This window comes from Corynebacterium pyruviciproducens ATCC BAA-1742, from assembly GCF_000411375.1.
GTDB classification, from domain to species: Bacteria; Actinomycetota; Actinomycetes; order Mycobacteriales; family Mycobacteriaceae; genus Corynebacterium; species Corynebacterium pyruviciproducens.
The window spans coordinates 373,813-388,601 of sequence record NZ_KE150447.1 but is presented as its reverse complement, the minus strand read 5'-3'; the positions used below and the strand labels follow the sequence as shown (position 1 = coordinate 388,601).

Below are 14,789 nucleotides of genomic sequence, written 5' to 3'. Positions count from 1 at the left end.
TGAAGTTTAGGTAAACTTGGGGGTAGTAAACCTCGACAAGAAGGGTGGAAACATGTCCCAGGAACAACTCATTGTCTGTGCCGTTGACGGCTCGGAGGCCGCCGAAGTGGCTGTCGCGTGGGCGGCCAACACTGCGAACAAGCGCGATTGCCCGCTCCAGCTGGTTTCCAGCTACTCCATGCCCCAGTTCCTCTACGCCGAGGGAATGATTCCGCCCCAGGAGCTTTTCGACGACCTCCAGGCCGAGACCATGGAGAAGATCAACGCGGCCAAGGAGGTTGCCCTCAAGGTCGCCCCCGATATCAAGATTGGCCACACCGTGGCCGAGGGCAGCCCCATCGACATGCTGCTGGAGATGGCGGAGGAGGCCACGATGATCGTCATGGGCTCCCGCGGCCTCGGCGGCCTGTCCGGCATGGTCATGGGTTCCGTCTCCGCGGCGGTTGTGTCTCACGCCTGCTGCCCGGTCGTCGTCGTGCGCGAGGATAATCAGCTGACCACGGACAACAAGTACGGCCCGGTGGTCGTCGGCGTCGACGGCTCCGAGGTGAGCGAGAAGGCCACGCGCTACGCGTTTGAGGAGGCCCACGCCCGTGGTGCCAAGCTCAAGGCGGTGCACACGTGGATGGACATGCAGGTGCAGGCCTCGCTTGCCGGCCTTGCCGCCGCCCAGCAGCAGTGGGAGACGGTGGAGGAGGAGCAGCAGGAGCTCCTGTCCGAGCGCCTCGCCGGTTACTGCGAAGAGTTCCCGGACGTCGAGGTGGAGAAGATCATCACCCGCGACCGTCCGGTTCGCGCGCTTGCCGACGCCGCCGAGGGCGCCCAGCTCCTCGTCGTTGGCTCCCACGGTCGCGGCGGATTCCGCGGCATGCTGCTCGGTTCCACCTCCCGCGCCCTGCTCCAGTCGGCCCCGTGCCCAATGATGGTCGTGCGTCCGGACTGCAAAGATTAGGTAACATTTCTGCATCTTTCCTGATGCTGGCAGAATCGGTGCGTATACTAGGCTGTGCACTGAAACCGGAAGCACATTAAAGGAGAAATAGTTATGTCACCAGCACTTGGATTCTTTGGTTGGATCATCGTTGGCGGCCTCGCCGGTTGGATTGGTTCCAAGATTATGAAGACCGACGAGCAGATGGGGCTCTTCCTTAACATCGTCGTCGGCGTTGTCGGCGGCCTGCTCGGCGGCTGGGTCCTCGGCCTGGTCGGCCTCGGTGGCTCCACGGGCAGCTGGATCCTCAGCTTTATCACCTGCCTGATCGGCGCGTGCTTGCTGCTGTGGATCGTGGGCCTTGTGACCAAGAAGAAGTAGCCAGCGGCTAAACATAAACCACCCCGCCACGGGGTGGTTTTTTATGTCCACTTGTGAGAGACTAGCCTGTCTAGTTTTGCTATGGTTAAGGCATGGCTACCACAAAGAAAGCGAAGAGCAGGAGGCGCGATCGCCCGAGTCCGCGGGTGCGCCTGTTGGCAAGTGCCACCAACCTGTTCACTACTGAGGGCATCCGCGTCATCGGTATCGACCGCATCCTCCGCGAGGCCGACGTAGCCAAAGCCTCCCTGTACTCGCTGTTCGGCTCGAAGGATAACCTCGTCATCGCCTACATCAATGAGATGCACGAACAGTGGGTGGACAACTTTGCGGCCCGCACGGCAAACATCGAAGACCCGGAGCGCCAGATCGAGGCGTTTTTTGACCAGGTCATCGAGCAGCAGGAGAAGGAGGGCTTCCCGGGCTCCCACTTCACCCACGCCGCCAGCGAGTACCCCAACCCGGAGACGGAAAGCGAACACAACATCGTCGGCGCTGTTTTGGAGCACCGCCAGTGGCTCTTTGATACGCTCACGTCCCTGCTCACCCAGCGCAACGGTTACCCGTCCCAGTCGATCGCCCGTCAGCTCATGATTCTTATCGACGGTGGCATCACCAACGCCCAGCTCACAAACTCGCGCGAGCCTCTCGACCTCGCCCGCACACTGACCAAGCAGCTCCTCGGCGAGCCCGCGGCGGACTACTCTATTTAGCCTCCGCCTTCTTGGCTTTCTGCAACCGCTTCTTTTCCTTCTTAAACTCCTTGTCCTCCCGCTTGCGGTCCTTCGCCTCGGCGCGCAGCTGCCTGCGCTTTTCCACGTATTCGGCGGGGTCCTCGCCCTTCATGCGGGCCTTGAGCGCCCGCCACCTCAGCCCCATGGGCTCGTAGCGCTTGCGTCGCCCGTCGTCGCGAAACTCCTTGAACTCGCGGGGCAAGGGATACTTGATGGTGAGCATGGTCCACAAGACGATGAGCTGGGAGAGCGTCCAGAAGTTGTTGACAAACCAGTAGAAGATGATGGCCACGGGGATGGGGCCGGTAAACGCGATGGTGAGGATGGTAAACGGCATGTAGAACGCGAACGCCACCATGGAGAAGCTCATGTTGACGGCGAACGAGCTGCGCCAATCCATCGTTTCAAAGGAGCGGACGGTGGACAGGATCATGTTGAGGGTCATGAACGCCGCCGCCGCGATGACCACGGGCGTGATGGCGTGCACGAGGTGGTCGCCGCTCGTCCCCAGGGTCTTAAGCGTCTCCTCGGGCATGGAGGCGTACGCGGCGATGGGCAGCCCGAACGCCCTGGTTTCCAGGAACGATGCGACGTCGTTGGAGCTCAAGAACCCCACCGGTGGGTACGGTAGGTTCCCCAGTCCCCCTTCTGGTCTCGCTATTCTGCGAATCATTTGATACAAACCCAAAATGACCGGCATCTGCACCATCATGGGGAGGCACCCCGCCATGGGGTTGACCCCGTGCTCGGCCATGAGCTGCTTCGACTTGTCGGAAAATTCCTTCTGGCTTTCCTCGTCTAGCTTGCCGCGGTAGTCCTCCTTAAGTGAGGCCATGTGCGGGCGCATGATGGTGGTTTTGCGCGCGTTGACGTACATTCCCCACGCCAGCGGCGCGATGAGGCTGCGCACGGTGAGGATGAGGCCCACGAAGGAGAGCATCCATGCGAGGTTCTCGTTTACACCCAGGCCTCCGTGCAAGAAGGTGTGCCACAGCTTGAGCACGGCAGACACGAGGTAAATGAGTGCATCCATGGCGGCGGGCTGCTCCTTCCTTATTGCTACGTTGTATCAGATATTATCGAGGGCGTGACATCCTCCGCAAAGCGATTTTCCTGGCTGCAGTTTCTGGGTGAGCTGCTCATCACCCTGGGAGTCCTGTTCCTGCTCTTCGCCTTCTACGAGGCTTACTGGACCAACCTCGAGGCCGGCAGGAACCAGACCGTCGCGGAGCGAAACCTTGACGAGCGTTGGGAGAACCCCCGCGCCCGCCACACCCCCGAGCTTGGCCAAGCCATGGCCCGCCTCTACATCCCCGCCTTCGGCCCGGATTACCAGTTTGCAATCATCGAGGGCACCGATGAGCAGGAGCTTCTCGCAGGCCCCGGCCACTACACGGATTCGCAGCTGCCCGGTGAGCCCGGCAACTTCGCCGTCGCAGGCCACCGTGTGGGCAAGGGGGCCCCGTTCAACGATCTCGGGCACCTCAACGCCTGCGATGCCATCATCGTGGAGACGGCCACCAACTGGGAAATCTACCGAGTCCTCCCGATCGATTCGAGGGACCTCGATTGCTACCCACCTGACGTCGACAAGCGAGTGAGGGACGGGGACTACTCGCACCTTGTGGGCCGACACATCACCGACCCCAGCGACTACAGCGTGATCAGCCCCCTGCCCGGCACCGACGCGGAGGGCCCGGGCCTCCTGCCCATCCTCACGCTCACCACGTGCCACCCGCAGTTTTCCAATGCCGAGCGGATGATCATCCACGCGGTGCACGTGCGCACCGAACCCAAAACCGGCGATCTACCTCAAGAAATGATGGAGGGCTAAATGTACGGATACTTGTGGCGGGCGCTGCCCGGGCCCACGTGGGTGAAGGCGATCATCCTCATCGCCCTGGCGGTGGCCGTGTTCTTCCTGCTCATGGAGGTCATCTTCCCCTGGCTTTCGTCCATCATGCCGTACAACGACGTCTCGGTGAAGCACTAGCTGTCGTACCAACAGCTTCACCTGGCACGGCCTCACTAAAGCCGCGGGTCCGAAACTTTCGGACCCAATTTTTTGTAGCAAATCTGACCACCAGGACAAACGGAAAATTTTCCCGGAATTGGGGCCGAAAGTTTCGGACCCAGCATTTCCAACCCCGCAGGGCGCTCCGATTTGGAACCGCTCCATGCCACTCCATGCCTTGCCACGCCCGTGGAAACCCGGCACAACGCGCAGGAGAACTAAGTGCCGAAATTTTCGGCATCAAGCAGGCTGCCCGGCCTCCGGCCAAGCTAAGCCCTACAACCCTAGATTGCGGATCACTTCCTCGGCTACAAGCTCGGCTTTCACGGATTGTTCCTGGTCGGTGGTGATTACCACGGCCGTATCGTCCTTGCTCACCGCGTACACCGCACCACCGTCGACCGGACCGCGGCCACCGTCCCAGCCGGCGGGGGACGAGGCGGGCGAGGTCAAGCCGATGGGCGCGTAGTGATCCACCACCGCCCGCGCGTCTTCCACCGAACCCATGTGCCGCACCAGGACGGTGAGCTGCGGGGCGTCGCCGTAGGACCAGAATTGGCAGGCCACGGGGTCAAAGCTGGGATCCACGGCGGTGCGCAGCACTTTCTGCCCGTTGAGGTCAGCCACCACCTGCGCGTCGAGGTAGGGGCAGGGGCCGTCCTGCACCGCGTTGACCCCGGCAGAAACCGGAGCGACGGCTGCAGAAGACGGAGCAGAGGACACTGTCACACCAGACGAACCCGACGGCCCGCCAGAACACCCCGCAAGCACCATCACCGGCAGTAACCCGAAAGTAATCCGACGCATCATAGGGCATAGGATACCTGTATGGCCACGAACAAACACGCGCCCGGGTTCTCCTATATAACAGTGGGGATCCACATCATTACCGCGTTACTCCTCGGGGTGACGATTGCGACGTCGCTCATGGTGGGCGTGTTCGAGTTCATGCAGGTGAGTTTCCTGGCGGCCACATTCGGCGCGCTGTACTACGCCGGCAATCACTTCTTTGAGCAGCTCAATTCCACCCAGCATGGGCTGTGGGCGTTTGGGCTTTCGGCCTTGTGGATCCTTTTGTTGCCGCATCACCTGTCGGCGGTGTACCTGGTGGCGGCACTGTACTTTGTGTACCTGCGCAGTTTTGATGAGAAGATTTCCACGGCGGCGATCCTTGGCGCCACGGGTGTTGTCATCATCGCCAACGTGCCCACGGGGATGACGGTGGGCTCGGTTGTGGGCCCGCTCCTCGGCGGCATCGTGACGGTGGGCATTGCCTTTATTTTTCGGCGCATGTGGCGGATGTCGGCGGAGAAGGAGGAGCTCATCGAGCAGCTCATGAAGACTCGCTCGCAGCTGGCGGAGTCGGAGCACGAGGCGGGGATGGCCGCCGAGCGCCAGCGTATTGCCCACGAGATCCATGACACGGTGGCGCAGGGCTTGAGCTCCATCCAGATGCTGCTGTCGGTGGCGGAGGAGGACATTAAGGCCGGTAAGCCGCAGGAGGAGCCGCTGAAGAAGATCGCCATTGCCAAGAAGTCGGCGGCGGATAACCTGGCGGAGGCGCGCGCGATGATCGCGGCGCTGCAGCCGGCGGCACTGGCCAAGACGAACCTCGAGGGCGCCCTGGAGCGCATCGCCGAGAACATCGACACGGTCGACGTGAACATTTCCGTCGAGGGCGAGGATCGCCAGTTGCCCATGCGCACGGAGACGACGCTGTTGCGCATCGCGCAAGGGGCGCTCGGCAACGTGGTCAAGCACTCGGAGGCGACGGCGGCGCTGGTGACGCTCACCTACGATACCGACGAGGTCCGCCTCGACGTGGTGGATAACGGCACGGGTTTTGATCCCGCCCAGGTGGCCGCCCGCCCGCGGGGACTTGGCCACATCGGCCTCGATGCGATGCGCGAGCGCGCGAAGGAGGTCGGCGGCACTCTTGCCATTGAGTCCGCGCCGGGGGAGGGTACTGCAATTAGCGTGGCTGTGCCTATAATCAATGAAAAGAGTGATAAACGAAAGGATGAGTCACTTTCATGATTCGTGTGCTGCTTGCCGACGACCACGAGATCGTCCGCATGGGTTTAAAGGCCGTCCTCGACAGCGCCTCCGACATTGAGGTGGTGGGCGAAGTCGCCACCGCCGAAGACGCCATCGCCGCCGCCCAGCAGGGCAACATTGATGTCATCCTCATGGACATGCGCTTCGGCGCGGGTGCCGAGGGCTCCAAGATGCGCACCGGCGCGGATGCCACCGCCGAGATCAAGCGCACGATGAAGAACCCGCCGGCCGTGCTCGTGGTCACCAACTATGACACGGATGCCGATATCCTCTCCGCCATCGAGGCGGGCGCGCTGGGCTACCTGCTCAAGGATGCCCCGCCGCAGGAGCTCATCGCCGGTGTCCTCTCCGCCGCCGAGGGCGACACCACCCTCTCCCCGGTTGTGGCCAACCGCCTGATGACGCGCGTCCGCGGCCCTAAAACCACCCTCACCCCGCGTGAGCTGGAGGTTCTCCGCCTCGTCGCCGCCGGCAGCTCCAATAAGGAGATCGGCCGCGTCCTCTTCCTCTCCGAGGCCACGGTGAAGAGCCACCTCGTCCACATCTACGACAAGCTCGACGCCCGCTCCCGCACTGCAGCCGTCGCCGCCGCCCGTGAGCAAGGTGTGCTCTAGGCTTGTCGACGTTCAGGTGGATAGGTTCAGCGTTTTCTAGGACTGCTGGCCTATTCACCTTTCGCGTCTAAGTAGGCTCGTAGCATTTCCTCCACGTTGATTTCCACTTTGCTGGCTCTTTGGACTAAATCCGGTTGTGAAATCACGGAGTTGATAACGAGTTTTCGCTCCGTCGCCACGTGCGAATACTGTGCGGGGTTAGACCAGTAACAGCTTCTACACACGTTTGGGTCTCGTGCAGTCCAATTAGGACACTTCGTCTCGCAAGTCCATGACTTTTCACGATTACATGAACCGCAGAGCGCCATGAATTCTGAGGGCACGTGGGGGAAACTTTCCCCTGCGATAGCAAATGGTATACGATGATCAGCTTGCAAGTTGGTGGTTGATCCGCAGGCTTCACAAGTTCCTCTCTGCTTCACGGAGTCCGAGAAAGCCCGTGTCAATGGACGCCGCCCGTGGGATTGTTCGTAGCCTACGATGGAGTACCGAGCGCGGCGACTTGGCTTGCCGCTGACAGGATTTTGATATTTCTCCATTTTCGTTACAACGATGACCCCTGCATCTTTTAGATCGCGCACGGCACGAGGAGGATGATTATATCCAGCCTGAGCAAGGTCTGAGGTGGTGCATGACCCGTTCAAAAGAAGATGGTTGAGAACACTGCGCGCCCGCAAGGAAGCTCCACCTCTATCGGCTTGTTCAAGAATGCCTATAATCGTCTTAGGGGTGAGGCCAGTAGCTTTCGAAGCTTGCAGGATTTTAGAGTCCGAATATTCTTCACGCATGTTAAAAAAGGGAAGTTTCGGTCATGCGCTGCGGAGTCAGTCGGGCCTTAACGGAGCTGAGGCCTCCTAAATCGTCGACGAGCGCAGGCGAAAGATACAGTGTCTCGTGTGCTTCGATCTTTTTCCGCAGGAGCATCGCTTGGCTCGAAATACCGGTGACCAGGTCAATCGGGGTGAGCTTTAGAGCCGGGTCAAGTGGTCTGCCATAGACGACGGGGCCGACGAGCGCATCGTAGCTTATGATCATTTTGAGACCATGGTGTACAGCCCAATTAATTCCTTTCTCGAAAGCATCGACGTCGAGCCCTTGGATGTAACGCTTATCGGCTGCCGTGGATGTTCCCTGGTATGGAGGGTCGAGGTAGATGATGTCATCAGGTACAGCTTGGAGTAGCGCCTCCCTCCAATCAATGGTGCGCGCATTAGCTCCTTGCATGACTGCGTATGTATCGAAGATGCGCCGTCTGACGGTGGTGTCTTTTGCGCCTACTCGACGCTTGTCAGCCGATTGATTCATTCGCGTACCTGAATACCGAAGGGCTGCCTTGACAATGCGGTTGAGGAGGAACAAGAACTCAGCGGCGTATTCGTCGCCCTCATTCCTCTGGTTGTAATGATTCCGTATGTGAAGGAAGTAAGCCTTATAGTCGCCATTCCACGTTGGAGAAAACTGCGCATTCCAAACCTGTGAGTACTCGTCAGCAAGAGCATCCGGTGCGGAAAGAATATTCTGCCAAAGGTCGATGATCGAGGGATTTATGTCGGAAATTGTTACCTCGGACACGAGTCCAAGCATTCGCAGACCGATGCTCACAGCGGCGGATCCACAGAAAGGTTCGATGAGGTTCGGTTGGCCTGCGGGAATAAGGCGGGAAATGATGGGAACCTGGGTCCGTTTGCTCCCCTGCATAGGGAAAGGTGTTGGCTGGTTCGACTTGGGGAAGTCGCTGAGTTTACAACACACGATTTCAGATTCCATGTTGTATACTCTACACGCTGAAGAATGCTCAAATGAGTTAGAAGCGAACAAATATTCGAAAAGTGAAGCTGCCATAGGGTAGAGCTGGTAACAGTAAAAGTAACTGAGTTCCTTTTTGGCTAATTATTTCGACCCCAGCTACTGCCTGAGCCCCGGCACACAATTGACGGCGGCGGCACCACCGGCGATGAGCGCAACGAGGACCGCCACCGCAATTCCCACATTGCGGGCGGTCACCTCGGGTGCGTGGAAAATCTTGGCAAAGTTCACCAGGGCGATATCGTCCTTGGTATAGGCCTCGAGCGGGCACTTCGGCGGGTAGCCCTCGGTGGTCTGCGGGTTGCCCAGCTCCTTCCAGCACTTCTCTACCTGCTTGGGCGTCGTCACGCCCCAGTAGTCGGCATCAAGCATGGGACTAGTGAGCTGCCCCTTTTTCACCACCTCCTTGAGGTCGGAGGAGCCGAAGATGTTGGGGCGTGGGGCGTCTGCCGCCTGGGCGGGTGCCCCAATGAGGGCGCAGGCGGTGCTCTTTTGCATTCTGTATTCGTTTGCAGTTAGACGAGTCAAAGGACTTAAGCATATAACGGATAATTTGCATCCCAAAAGGGGAAAAACCTCCCTGCGCTGTGAGGCGCGGGAGGCTTAAAAAAAGATCTTTTTTGCTAGGATTGCTTTCGCTGTTCAAAATAGGCCGCTAGGGCGCATCCGAATCCAGCGATAGTGACAATCTTGGCCGCCCACAGGGTTTCTCCGCTTATCCAGCCGATAAGGGCAATCGTCGCGAGTACCCCTAGAGCGATTACTGGTGACTTCTGAGTATTCATCCTATCGTCCCCGAATTGCATTCAAGTCGCAGGTGGAGTAGGCAACCAAGCCGATCGTCGTGGCACCCTTTAAAAGATGTTCAGTTACCACTTTAACAATGCTTTCGTAAGCTAGTCCGGTCGCAGCGACTCCGGCTAAGCACTTTGACCATGCCCGTATTTGAGAAGTAGATGCGTCCGGCATGCCGAATTCGGGAGGCAGGCCTACGCACCCCATACCGGCCGGATATCCGGCGGCATGACAGTCCGCTGCATTAGCGGAGTTTGCAGGGGCCATTAGCGGGGCGCTGGCGAGTGCAAGAGTCAGTACAAGGGGGGGGGGAAATCTCATAGAAATCCTTTCTCTTGATGTATGGGGCCAAGGCCGAGCCTATCAAAGCCGGAACGCGTTTAGAGTAACGAACGCTGTTTAAGGCTTACGGATTTGATGAGAATAGACTGGCATGGATCTAAAAGCGCCGACCTATCGGTATACAGCCGTGAAGATTGTGAAATGATCGCTAATATGCACAACCGCAAAACACTCGGTTGGCTCACCCCTGCTGAAGTTATGGCTGAAGCACTGCGACAAACAGGTAGTATCGACCCCAACTAACCGTCATCGTTGCAACGACCCCTAGACTCCACTATCCAGCCACCTACCCAAAAAGCCCGCTCCCCAAAATAGGGGAGCGGGTTATCCGCTTTAGCGGACACGGTTATTTGCGCAGCTTCTCGTCGATTTGCCCGGCGATCATGTCCAGGTCGGAGCTGATGGAGCGGTGGGTGGCCTGGCGCTGCTCGGGGGTCATGTGCTCGGCGTTGTCCACGGCCTGCTCGAGTTCGTCCAGGCGGGCGTCCACGTCCTTCTTAAAGCCGGTGGGCAGGCCCTCGGTGGCGCGCAGCTGATCCATCCGCACCTTGAGCGGGGCGCCGTGCCCGCCGCGGCTTGCCAGCTGGTCGCTGGTGAGGCCGAACTTGCTGGCCTCGCGGTTGACGGAACTGTCGCGCCACTGGGTGACGGCCCTGTAGATGAGCGGGATGGCCAGCGGTGCGAGAGCCCGCAGGGCACCGGCGTAGCGGTTGACGTTGTCCTTGTTGAAGCGGCCGGCGCGGATCTTGGCGAGCTCCTGCTTGGCCAGCTTGGTGTCTTCCTTGAAGCGCTTCTTCTCCTGCTTGGCGTTGAACTTGGCCAGCTTGCTTTCGTGCTTCATGAGCAGCTTGTTCAACTTGAGCTCGTTTTTGGAATCAGCCTTGGCGCGGGCCTCGGCGGCCTTGATCTCTGCCTTGGTCTTGGCACGTGCCTTGCGGATTGCTCCGAACAGTCCCACGGGGTGCTCCTTACACAGTTGTCTACAGTTGACCTCCACTATAGTTTAAAGCCATGGTGCAAGCCTCCGATTTGGTGGGGTGCCGGTTCAAGAGCGTCATGCGCCGCCGGTATCCCGACGCGCCGTACCCACCGGAGGCGCAGGCGAGGCACCAACGGCGGCAGGAGGGCGTCGAGAAGCTCCTTGCAAGCCTTCCCACGAGGAAAGCGATCGGGGACAGGGGCGTGTTCACCCGCGCGGATGCGGGCGGCGATTTCTTCACCACGCTGGAGGAGATGGCGGCAAAGACCACGCTCATCACCAGGCCGTACATCGATTGCGAGGCGCTGGTGCGGGTAGGTGACCTCTACGCGCCGCTCGTCATGAGCACCCACAAGGTTGCCTACCCTGCGAAGACGACCACCCAGGTCCTCGCGGTGCCGCGGATCGGGCTGGGCGCACCGGTCACCGCGCACCTCATCGCGCGCCACCACACGTTCGACAGCTACCGTGTCAGCCTCGCCGCTCGTGAGCTCGCGCGTCTCGGCCACGACTGCGGGCGCGCCATCGTCGTGGGGCAGGACCTCGAGGTGGGTCTCATCGTCGCCTCCGCCGAGCTCCACCCCGCCACCGACCGGGCGCTTTCCACCCCGGAGCCCACCGGCCCGCGCCGGGTGAAGGAGTGCGCGGGCTGCAGGTTCTGGCCCCGCTGTGAGCGCATCCTCACTGATGAGGACCACATTTCGCTCTTCCTTCCCGGCGACAAAGCCTGCCCCTACATGGCGCGTGGCATCCACACCGTGAGTCAGCTCATCGGTACCGGCAACCGGCTGGCCCGCGCGTGGCGCGACGGGGTTCCCGTGTTGCGGAAGGTTTCCACCTCTGCCCCGCTTTTCGACGTAGAAATCGACGTGGATATGGAAGCCTACCTCAACCACGGCGTGTACCTCTGGGGCACCTACGATCAGCACACCTACCGCCCCTTTGCCACGTGGGGTGAGCTCGGCGGGGACGCCGAGGCCCGCAACTTTGCCGAGTTCTGGACGTACCTCATGGATATGCGCGCCTCCACCACCTCCTTCGCCGCCTTCTGCTACGCCGCCGGTGGCGAGAACCACTGGCTTCGCACCTCCGCCAAGAAGTTCCATAGATATAAAGGTGTGCCCTCGCTAGTTGAGGTGGATTCCTTCATCACCTCCGGCCAGTGGATCGACGTGTTCAAGCTGGTGAAAAGCCAGCTCGTCGGCCCGACCGGCCTGGGCCTCAAGGTCGTCGCCCCGCTGGCGGGCTTCACCTGGGAGGAGGAAGGTGTCGACGGCGAGGAGTCCATCGAGCTTTACCGCGCAGGCGAAACAGACCGCCTCCTCCGCTACAACCGTGACGACTGCATCGCCACCGCCGCCGTCCGTCACTGGCTCGCCCAGGGCGCGCCGGGAATCCCCGATCTTAACCCCTAATCCTGCAGGCCACAGTGGAGTTATAAAAGTTCTAAAAGTTATAAAAGGTTATAAAAGTCGGCTACACTAGGGGCATGAATTTCGTTCGTAATCCGTACAGAGCGACCCTTGGTGCGAACCCGCCCATGCTGGTTGGTAGGGAAGAAGAGATCGAAGAGTGTGACCGAGCGCTTCGCAATGGACCAGGGACACACGAGCGGATCTCCCTCGTCTCTGGCCCGCGTGGTGTTGGCAAGACTGTGCTTCTCAATAAGTTCGAGGAGGTCGGGCGTTCGCACTCGTGGTGGGTGATCTCGGAAACCGCTTCGCACGGTTTTATCGAGCGGATTCGCGACGCCGCCTACCAGATCGCGGTTGAACAGCTGCGTTCCAGTAGGACGCGCATCCGTGGCATCTCCCTCCCGCATGGATTTGGTGTGACCCTGGAAGATGCGGAGAAGCATTCGCCAAAACTGACGCTTAGAGCAGCGTTGACCGATCTTCTCACCCTGCAGTCGGAAATCGATCGTCACCTTGGGCAAGAGCCCGTGGGTGTCTTCATCACGCTGGATGAGCTGCACCACTCTCAACGTGACGAGGTCATCGAGTTTGGCACCACGATCCAACACCTAGTTCGAGAAGATCGCGAAATCGCCGTCGCCATGGCAGGCATTCCCAGTGCGGTGAAACCACTGTTGGCAAGCGACGCTGGCTCTAATCCCGTCACCTTCCTTCGCCGCGCCAATATGATCGAGCTCGGTCTGGTTAGCGACGACGAATCACGCCGGGCCCTGGAAGAACCACTGCTTGATCTCGCTTCTTCCTGGGAACCAGCCGCACTTGACCAGGCCGTAAAGGCATGTGCTGGCTATCCGTTTATGATTCAGCTCGTCGGCCAAGAGGCATTCCTTTGCAGGGAAGGTAACGCCATTACCGCTTCCTCAGTCGCTCGGAGCCTCCCCGTCGCACGCAGAAAGCTCGGCCAACTCGTCCACGAACCCGCGCTTGCCGATCTTTCCGAGAAAGATCGCCAGTTCCTCGTCGTCATGGCGCGCAACGACGGCCCAACCCGTACGTCAGACATCGCGGACCGTCTTGGCGTTGGCGCGTCATATGTGAGCGTTTATCGCGCACGTCTCATAGAAGCGGGAATCATTGCGGCTCCAAGCTACGGCCACGTTGATTTCGAACTCCCATATCTACGTGATTACATCCGCAACCAGGAGTGGTCAAAGGAGGATTTCGCCTGATAGGAGCTGAGTTCTAAAAGTTCTAAAAGGTTATAAAAGCAGACTTGCGGACAATTTTGCTGAAACTATACTTTCAACAATTCGTAAAACTGCCGAAACCTGAAAGTATATTTACAGCGTCAGCGCCCACACGGCCACCACGGTCAAAACGCCGCCTGCTACCTGCCACCAGGGGTTATAGCGCGCCAGACCCGGTTTCTCCGCTTCACCCGAGAGCACCGCCTGCTGCTCCCTGCGTGAGACGAACTGCGCCGGCAGGAACATTGCCAGCGACGCCACCGCCAGCACCGGAAAGCCCGCGAGCAGTCCCAGGTTGGTGAGCACCACCCGGTAGTACGCCCCGCGGTTGTGCGCGTACATGCCGGCCCGCACCGCGCCGGGGCCGCCACCCATCCGCGAGGGCAGGAGGAAGCTCATGGCACCGATGAGCAGCTGCCCGATGAACCCGATGACCAGCGCCGCCGTCGGAACCACGCCCGAAAACGCATATGTAACCAGCCCGCCGATGAGCCACGGGATGGACAGCGCCATTGTCAGCGCCGCGTATCCCACGCGGTCGCGTGGATCGCGCAGCACGGTGGCGATCTCCCGCGCCCAGCCGATGCACGCCCACAGCCAGCCCAAAACGTAGACAACGAGACCCACCACGCTGAACGGCACGATCACGACACCCACCGTGAGCAGCGCAATCGCCACCTCTATCCGAGAGGACTTCATCTGTGTCCGCCACACCATCGGCAGCATCAGGGCGAGCGTCGATAGCGCCGTGATCCCCACGAACCCAAGCACCATAAACGCGACGTGTACGTCCATCCGTTCCAGCACCCCCGCCCCGGCACCAACCACGAAACACGTCGCCGCAATCACGTACCCAAGCACGGAACTGGAAAAGCGACGCCCCGGCCGGTACTGCCGCGCCAGTCGCCAGCCGTGGTACAGCAATACGCCCACAGCCCCCGCGGCACCAGCGCAGAACAGCGCGAAGAGCTCCACAGCCTGCCCCACAAACATGAGCGCAATAAACGCATTCAGCACCAGCACCCGCGGCACCGCGTCCGTTTTGCACGCCATGAACTTGTCTGTCCAGTGCTGTGACCAGTACACAATGGACGTCGTTACAGCGCCGAGGGTGAACGCGTGGATGACGAACCAGCGGGGCTGCGCCGTAACTGCCAGCACAATAACCGCGACAAACCACGCCATCACCGGTGCCAGGGCCTTTGTTTTCATATAGTCAACAGTAGACAAAAGGAACGAAAGTACATTGCCCCCAGGTCACCGCGCCTCTACCGTGGGCACCATGCACATAGACAGAAATATCCTCATTGGCCTGTGGATCTTCATGGTGGCAGCCCTCGCCTTCTTCATCTGGCTGGACTGGAATGCGCTCTCCATCGGCATTATCATCTTCCCCCTGATCGTCGTGAGCGTCGTCTTCACCACCCGTTTGCTCATTAAAAAACGCGACACCCAAGAGGGTGCCGCGTAAAT

General features: G+C 60.0%; 16 protein-coding genes. 10 read left to right on the top strand and 6 right to left on the bottom strand.

The window, feature by feature from the left end; translation table 11 throughout:
* Window positions 1-52 precede the first annotated feature (52 nt).
* From HMPREF1219_RS08235 to HMPREF1219_RS08225, 3 genes are all read left to right on the top strand, one after another.
* Window positions 53-952 carry a universal stress protein gene (locus HMPREF1219_RS08235; RefSeq protein ID WP_016458446.1) on the top strand — a complete coding sequence of 300 codons (900 nt, stop codon included), beginning with the start codon at window positions 53-55 and terminating at the stop codon, window positions 950-952.
* Window positions 953-1,045: 93 nt separating this feature from the next.
* Window positions 1,046-1,312, top strand: coding sequence for a GlsB/YeaQ/YmgE family stress response membrane protein (locus HMPREF1219_RS08230; protein WP_016458445.1), 267 nt, complete (start codon window positions 1,046-1,048; stop codon window positions 1,310-1,312).
* A 92-nt stretch (window positions 1,313-1,404) separates the two neighbouring features.
* Complete coding sequence (locus HMPREF1219_RS08225; RefSeq protein WP_016458444.1) at window positions 1,405-2,025, top strand: TetR/AcrR family transcriptional regulator; 621 nt, start codon at window positions 1,405-1,407, stop codon at window positions 2,023-2,025.
* Here HMPREF1219_RS08225 and yidC read toward each other — a convergent pair.
* Entirely contained in the window at window positions 2,018-3,079 is a 1,062-nt protein-coding gene (gene yidC, locus HMPREF1219_RS08220) for a membrane protein insertase YidC (protein WP_016458443.1), read from the bottom strand. The two genes, HMPREF1219_RS08225 and yidC, sit on opposite strands and share 8 nt — an antisense overlap.
* Window positions 3,080-3,133: 54 nt before the next feature.
* On the opposite strand from yidC, the gene HMPREF1219_RS08215 reads away from it, so the two are divergent.
* Window positions 3,134-3,880: a class E sortase gene (locus HMPREF1219_RS08215; protein WP_016458442.1), complete on the top strand. Its 747-nt coding sequence runs from the start codon at window positions 3,134-3,136 to the stop codon at window positions 3,878-3,880.
* Complete coding sequence (locus HMPREF1219_RS12980; protein WP_016458441.1) at window positions 3,881-4,039, top strand: hypothetical protein; 159 nt, start codon at window positions 3,881-3,883, stop codon at window positions 4,037-4,039.
* Between the two features lie 297 nt (window positions 4,040-4,336).
* Here HMPREF1219_RS12980 and HMPREF1219_RS08205 read toward each other — a convergent pair whose 3' ends face one another.
* Entirely contained in the window at window positions 4,337-4,870 is a 534-nt protein-coding gene (locus tag HMPREF1219_RS08205; protein WP_016458440.1) for a DUF2020 domain-containing protein, read from the bottom strand.
* A gap of 18 nt (window positions 4,871-4,888) precedes the next feature.
* Here HMPREF1219_RS08205 and HMPREF1219_RS08200 point away from each other — a divergent pair, with 18 nt between their 5' ends.
* Window positions 4,889-6,097: a sensor histidine kinase gene (locus tag HMPREF1219_RS08200; protein WP_016458439.1), complete on the top strand. Its 1,209-nt coding sequence runs from the start codon at window positions 4,889-4,891 to the stop codon at window positions 6,095-6,097.
* Window positions 6,094-6,732 (top strand): LuxR C-terminal-related transcriptional regulator, encoded by a 639-nt coding sequence (locus HMPREF1219_RS08195; protein WP_016458438.1) that lies wholly within the window; start codon window positions 6,094-6,096, stop codon window positions 6,730-6,732. The genes HMPREF1219_RS08200 and HMPREF1219_RS08195 overlap by 4 nt, the downstream gene beginning before the upstream one ends.
* A gap of 789 nt (window positions 6,733-7,521) precedes the next feature.
* Here the strand turns inward: HMPREF1219_RS08195 and HMPREF1219_RS08190 are convergent.
* The 3 genes from HMPREF1219_RS08190 to HMPREF1219_RS08175 form a co-directional block, all read right to left on the bottom strand.
* Entirely contained in the window at window positions 7,522-8,499 is a 978-nt protein-coding gene (locus HMPREF1219_RS08190; RefSeq protein WP_016458436.1) for a DNA adenine methylase, read from the bottom strand.
* Window positions 8,500-8,637: 138 nt separating this feature from the next.
* Window positions 8,638-9,066, bottom strand: coding sequence for a hypothetical protein (locus HMPREF1219_RS08185; RefSeq protein WP_156823274.1), 429 nt, complete (start codon window positions 9,064-9,066; stop codon window positions 8,638-8,640).
* Window positions 9,067-10,021: 955 nt separating this feature from the next.
* Window positions 10,022-10,633 carry a DUF6474 family protein gene (locus HMPREF1219_RS08175; RefSeq protein WP_016458432.1) on the bottom strand — a complete coding sequence of 204 codons (612 nt, stop codon included), beginning with the start codon at window positions 10,631-10,633 and terminating at the stop codon, window positions 10,022-10,024.
* A gap of 53 nt (window positions 10,634-10,686) precedes the next feature.
* On the opposite strand from HMPREF1219_RS08175, the gene HMPREF1219_RS08170 reads away from it, so the two are divergent.
* Window positions 10,687-12,069, top strand: coding sequence for a ribonuclease H-like domain-containing protein (locus HMPREF1219_RS08170; protein ID WP_016458431.1), 1,383 nt, complete (start codon window positions 10,687-10,689; stop codon window positions 12,067-12,069).
* Between the two features lie 74 nt (window positions 12,070-12,143).
* On the top strand, window positions 12,144-13,298 hold the full coding sequence (locus tag HMPREF1219_RS08165) for an AAA family ATPase (protein WP_016458430.1): 1,155 nt from the start codon (window positions 12,144-12,146) through the stop codon (window positions 13,296-13,298).
* 111 nt (window positions 13,299-13,409) lie between these two features.
* Here HMPREF1219_RS08165 and HMPREF1219_RS08160 read toward each other — a convergent pair whose 3' ends face one another.
* Window positions 13,410-14,528 (bottom strand): hypothetical protein, encoded by a 1,119-nt coding sequence (locus HMPREF1219_RS08160; protein WP_016458429.1) that lies wholly within the window; start codon window positions 14,526-14,528, stop codon window positions 13,410-13,412.
* Window positions 14,529-14,598: 70 nt separating this feature from the next.
* Here HMPREF1219_RS08160 and HMPREF1219_RS08155 point away from each other — a divergent pair, with 70 nt between their 5' ends.
* On the top strand, window positions 14,599-14,787 hold the full coding sequence (locus HMPREF1219_RS08155) for a hypothetical protein (protein ID WP_016458428.1): 189 nt from the start codon (window positions 14,599-14,601) through the stop codon (window positions 14,785-14,787).
* Window positions 14,788-14,789 lie beyond the last annotated feature (2 nt).

What these genes read in the sequence shown, in the direction of transcription:
- HMPREF1219_RS08235 (WP_016458446.1), top strand. Translation starts at nt 53, where the DNA reads ATGTCCCAGGAACAACTCATTGTCTGTGCCGTTGACGGCTCGGAGGCC.
- HMPREF1219_RS08230 (WP_016458445.1), top strand. Translation starts at nt 1,046, where the DNA reads ATGTCACCAGCACTTGGATTCTTTGGTTGGATCATCGTTGGCGGCCTC.
- HMPREF1219_RS08225 (WP_016458444.1), top strand. Translation starts at nt 1,405, where the DNA reads ATGGCTACCACAAAGAAAGCGAAGAGCAGGAGGCGCGATCGCCCGAGT.
- yidC (WP_016458443.1), bottom strand. Translation starts at nt 3,079, where the DNA reads ATGGATGCACTCATTTACCTCGTGTCTGCCGTGCTCAAGCTGTGGCAC.
- HMPREF1219_RS12980 (WP_016458441.1), top strand. Translation starts at nt 3,881, where the DNA reads ATGTACGGATACTTGTGGCGGGCGCTGCCCGGGCCCACGTGGGTGAAG.
- HMPREF1219_RS08205 (WP_016458440.1), bottom strand. Translation starts at nt 4,870, where the DNA reads ATGATGCGTCGGATTACTTTCGGGTTACTGCCGGTGATGGTGCTTGCG.
- HMPREF1219_RS08200 (WP_016458439.1), top strand. Translation starts at nt 4,889, where the DNA reads ATGGCCACGAACAAACACGCGCCCGGGTTCTCCTATATAACAGTGGGG.
- HMPREF1219_RS08195 (WP_016458438.1), top strand. Translation starts at nt 6,094, where the DNA reads ATGATTCGTGTGCTGCTTGCCGACGACCACGAGATCGTCCGCATGGGT.
- HMPREF1219_RS08190 (WP_016458436.1), bottom strand. Translation starts at nt 8,499, where the DNA reads ATGGAATCTGAAATCGTGTGTTGTAAACTCAGCGACTTCCCCAAGTCG.
- HMPREF1219_RS08170 (WP_016458431.1), top strand. Translation starts at nt 10,687, where the DNA reads ATGGTGCAAGCCTCCGATTTGGTGGGGTGCCGGTTCAAGAGCGTCATG.
- HMPREF1219_RS08165 (WP_016458430.1), top strand. Translation starts at nt 12,144, where the DNA reads ATGAATTTCGTTCGTAATCCGTACAGAGCGACCCTTGGTGCGAACCCG.
- HMPREF1219_RS08160 (WP_016458429.1), bottom strand. Translation starts at nt 14,528, where the DNA reads ATGAAAACAAAGGCCCTGGCACCGGTGATGGCGTGGTTTGTCGCGGTT.
- HMPREF1219_RS08155 (WP_016458428.1), top strand. Translation starts at nt 14,599, where the DNA reads ATGCACATAGACAGAAATATCCTCATTGGCCTGTGGATCTTCATGGTG.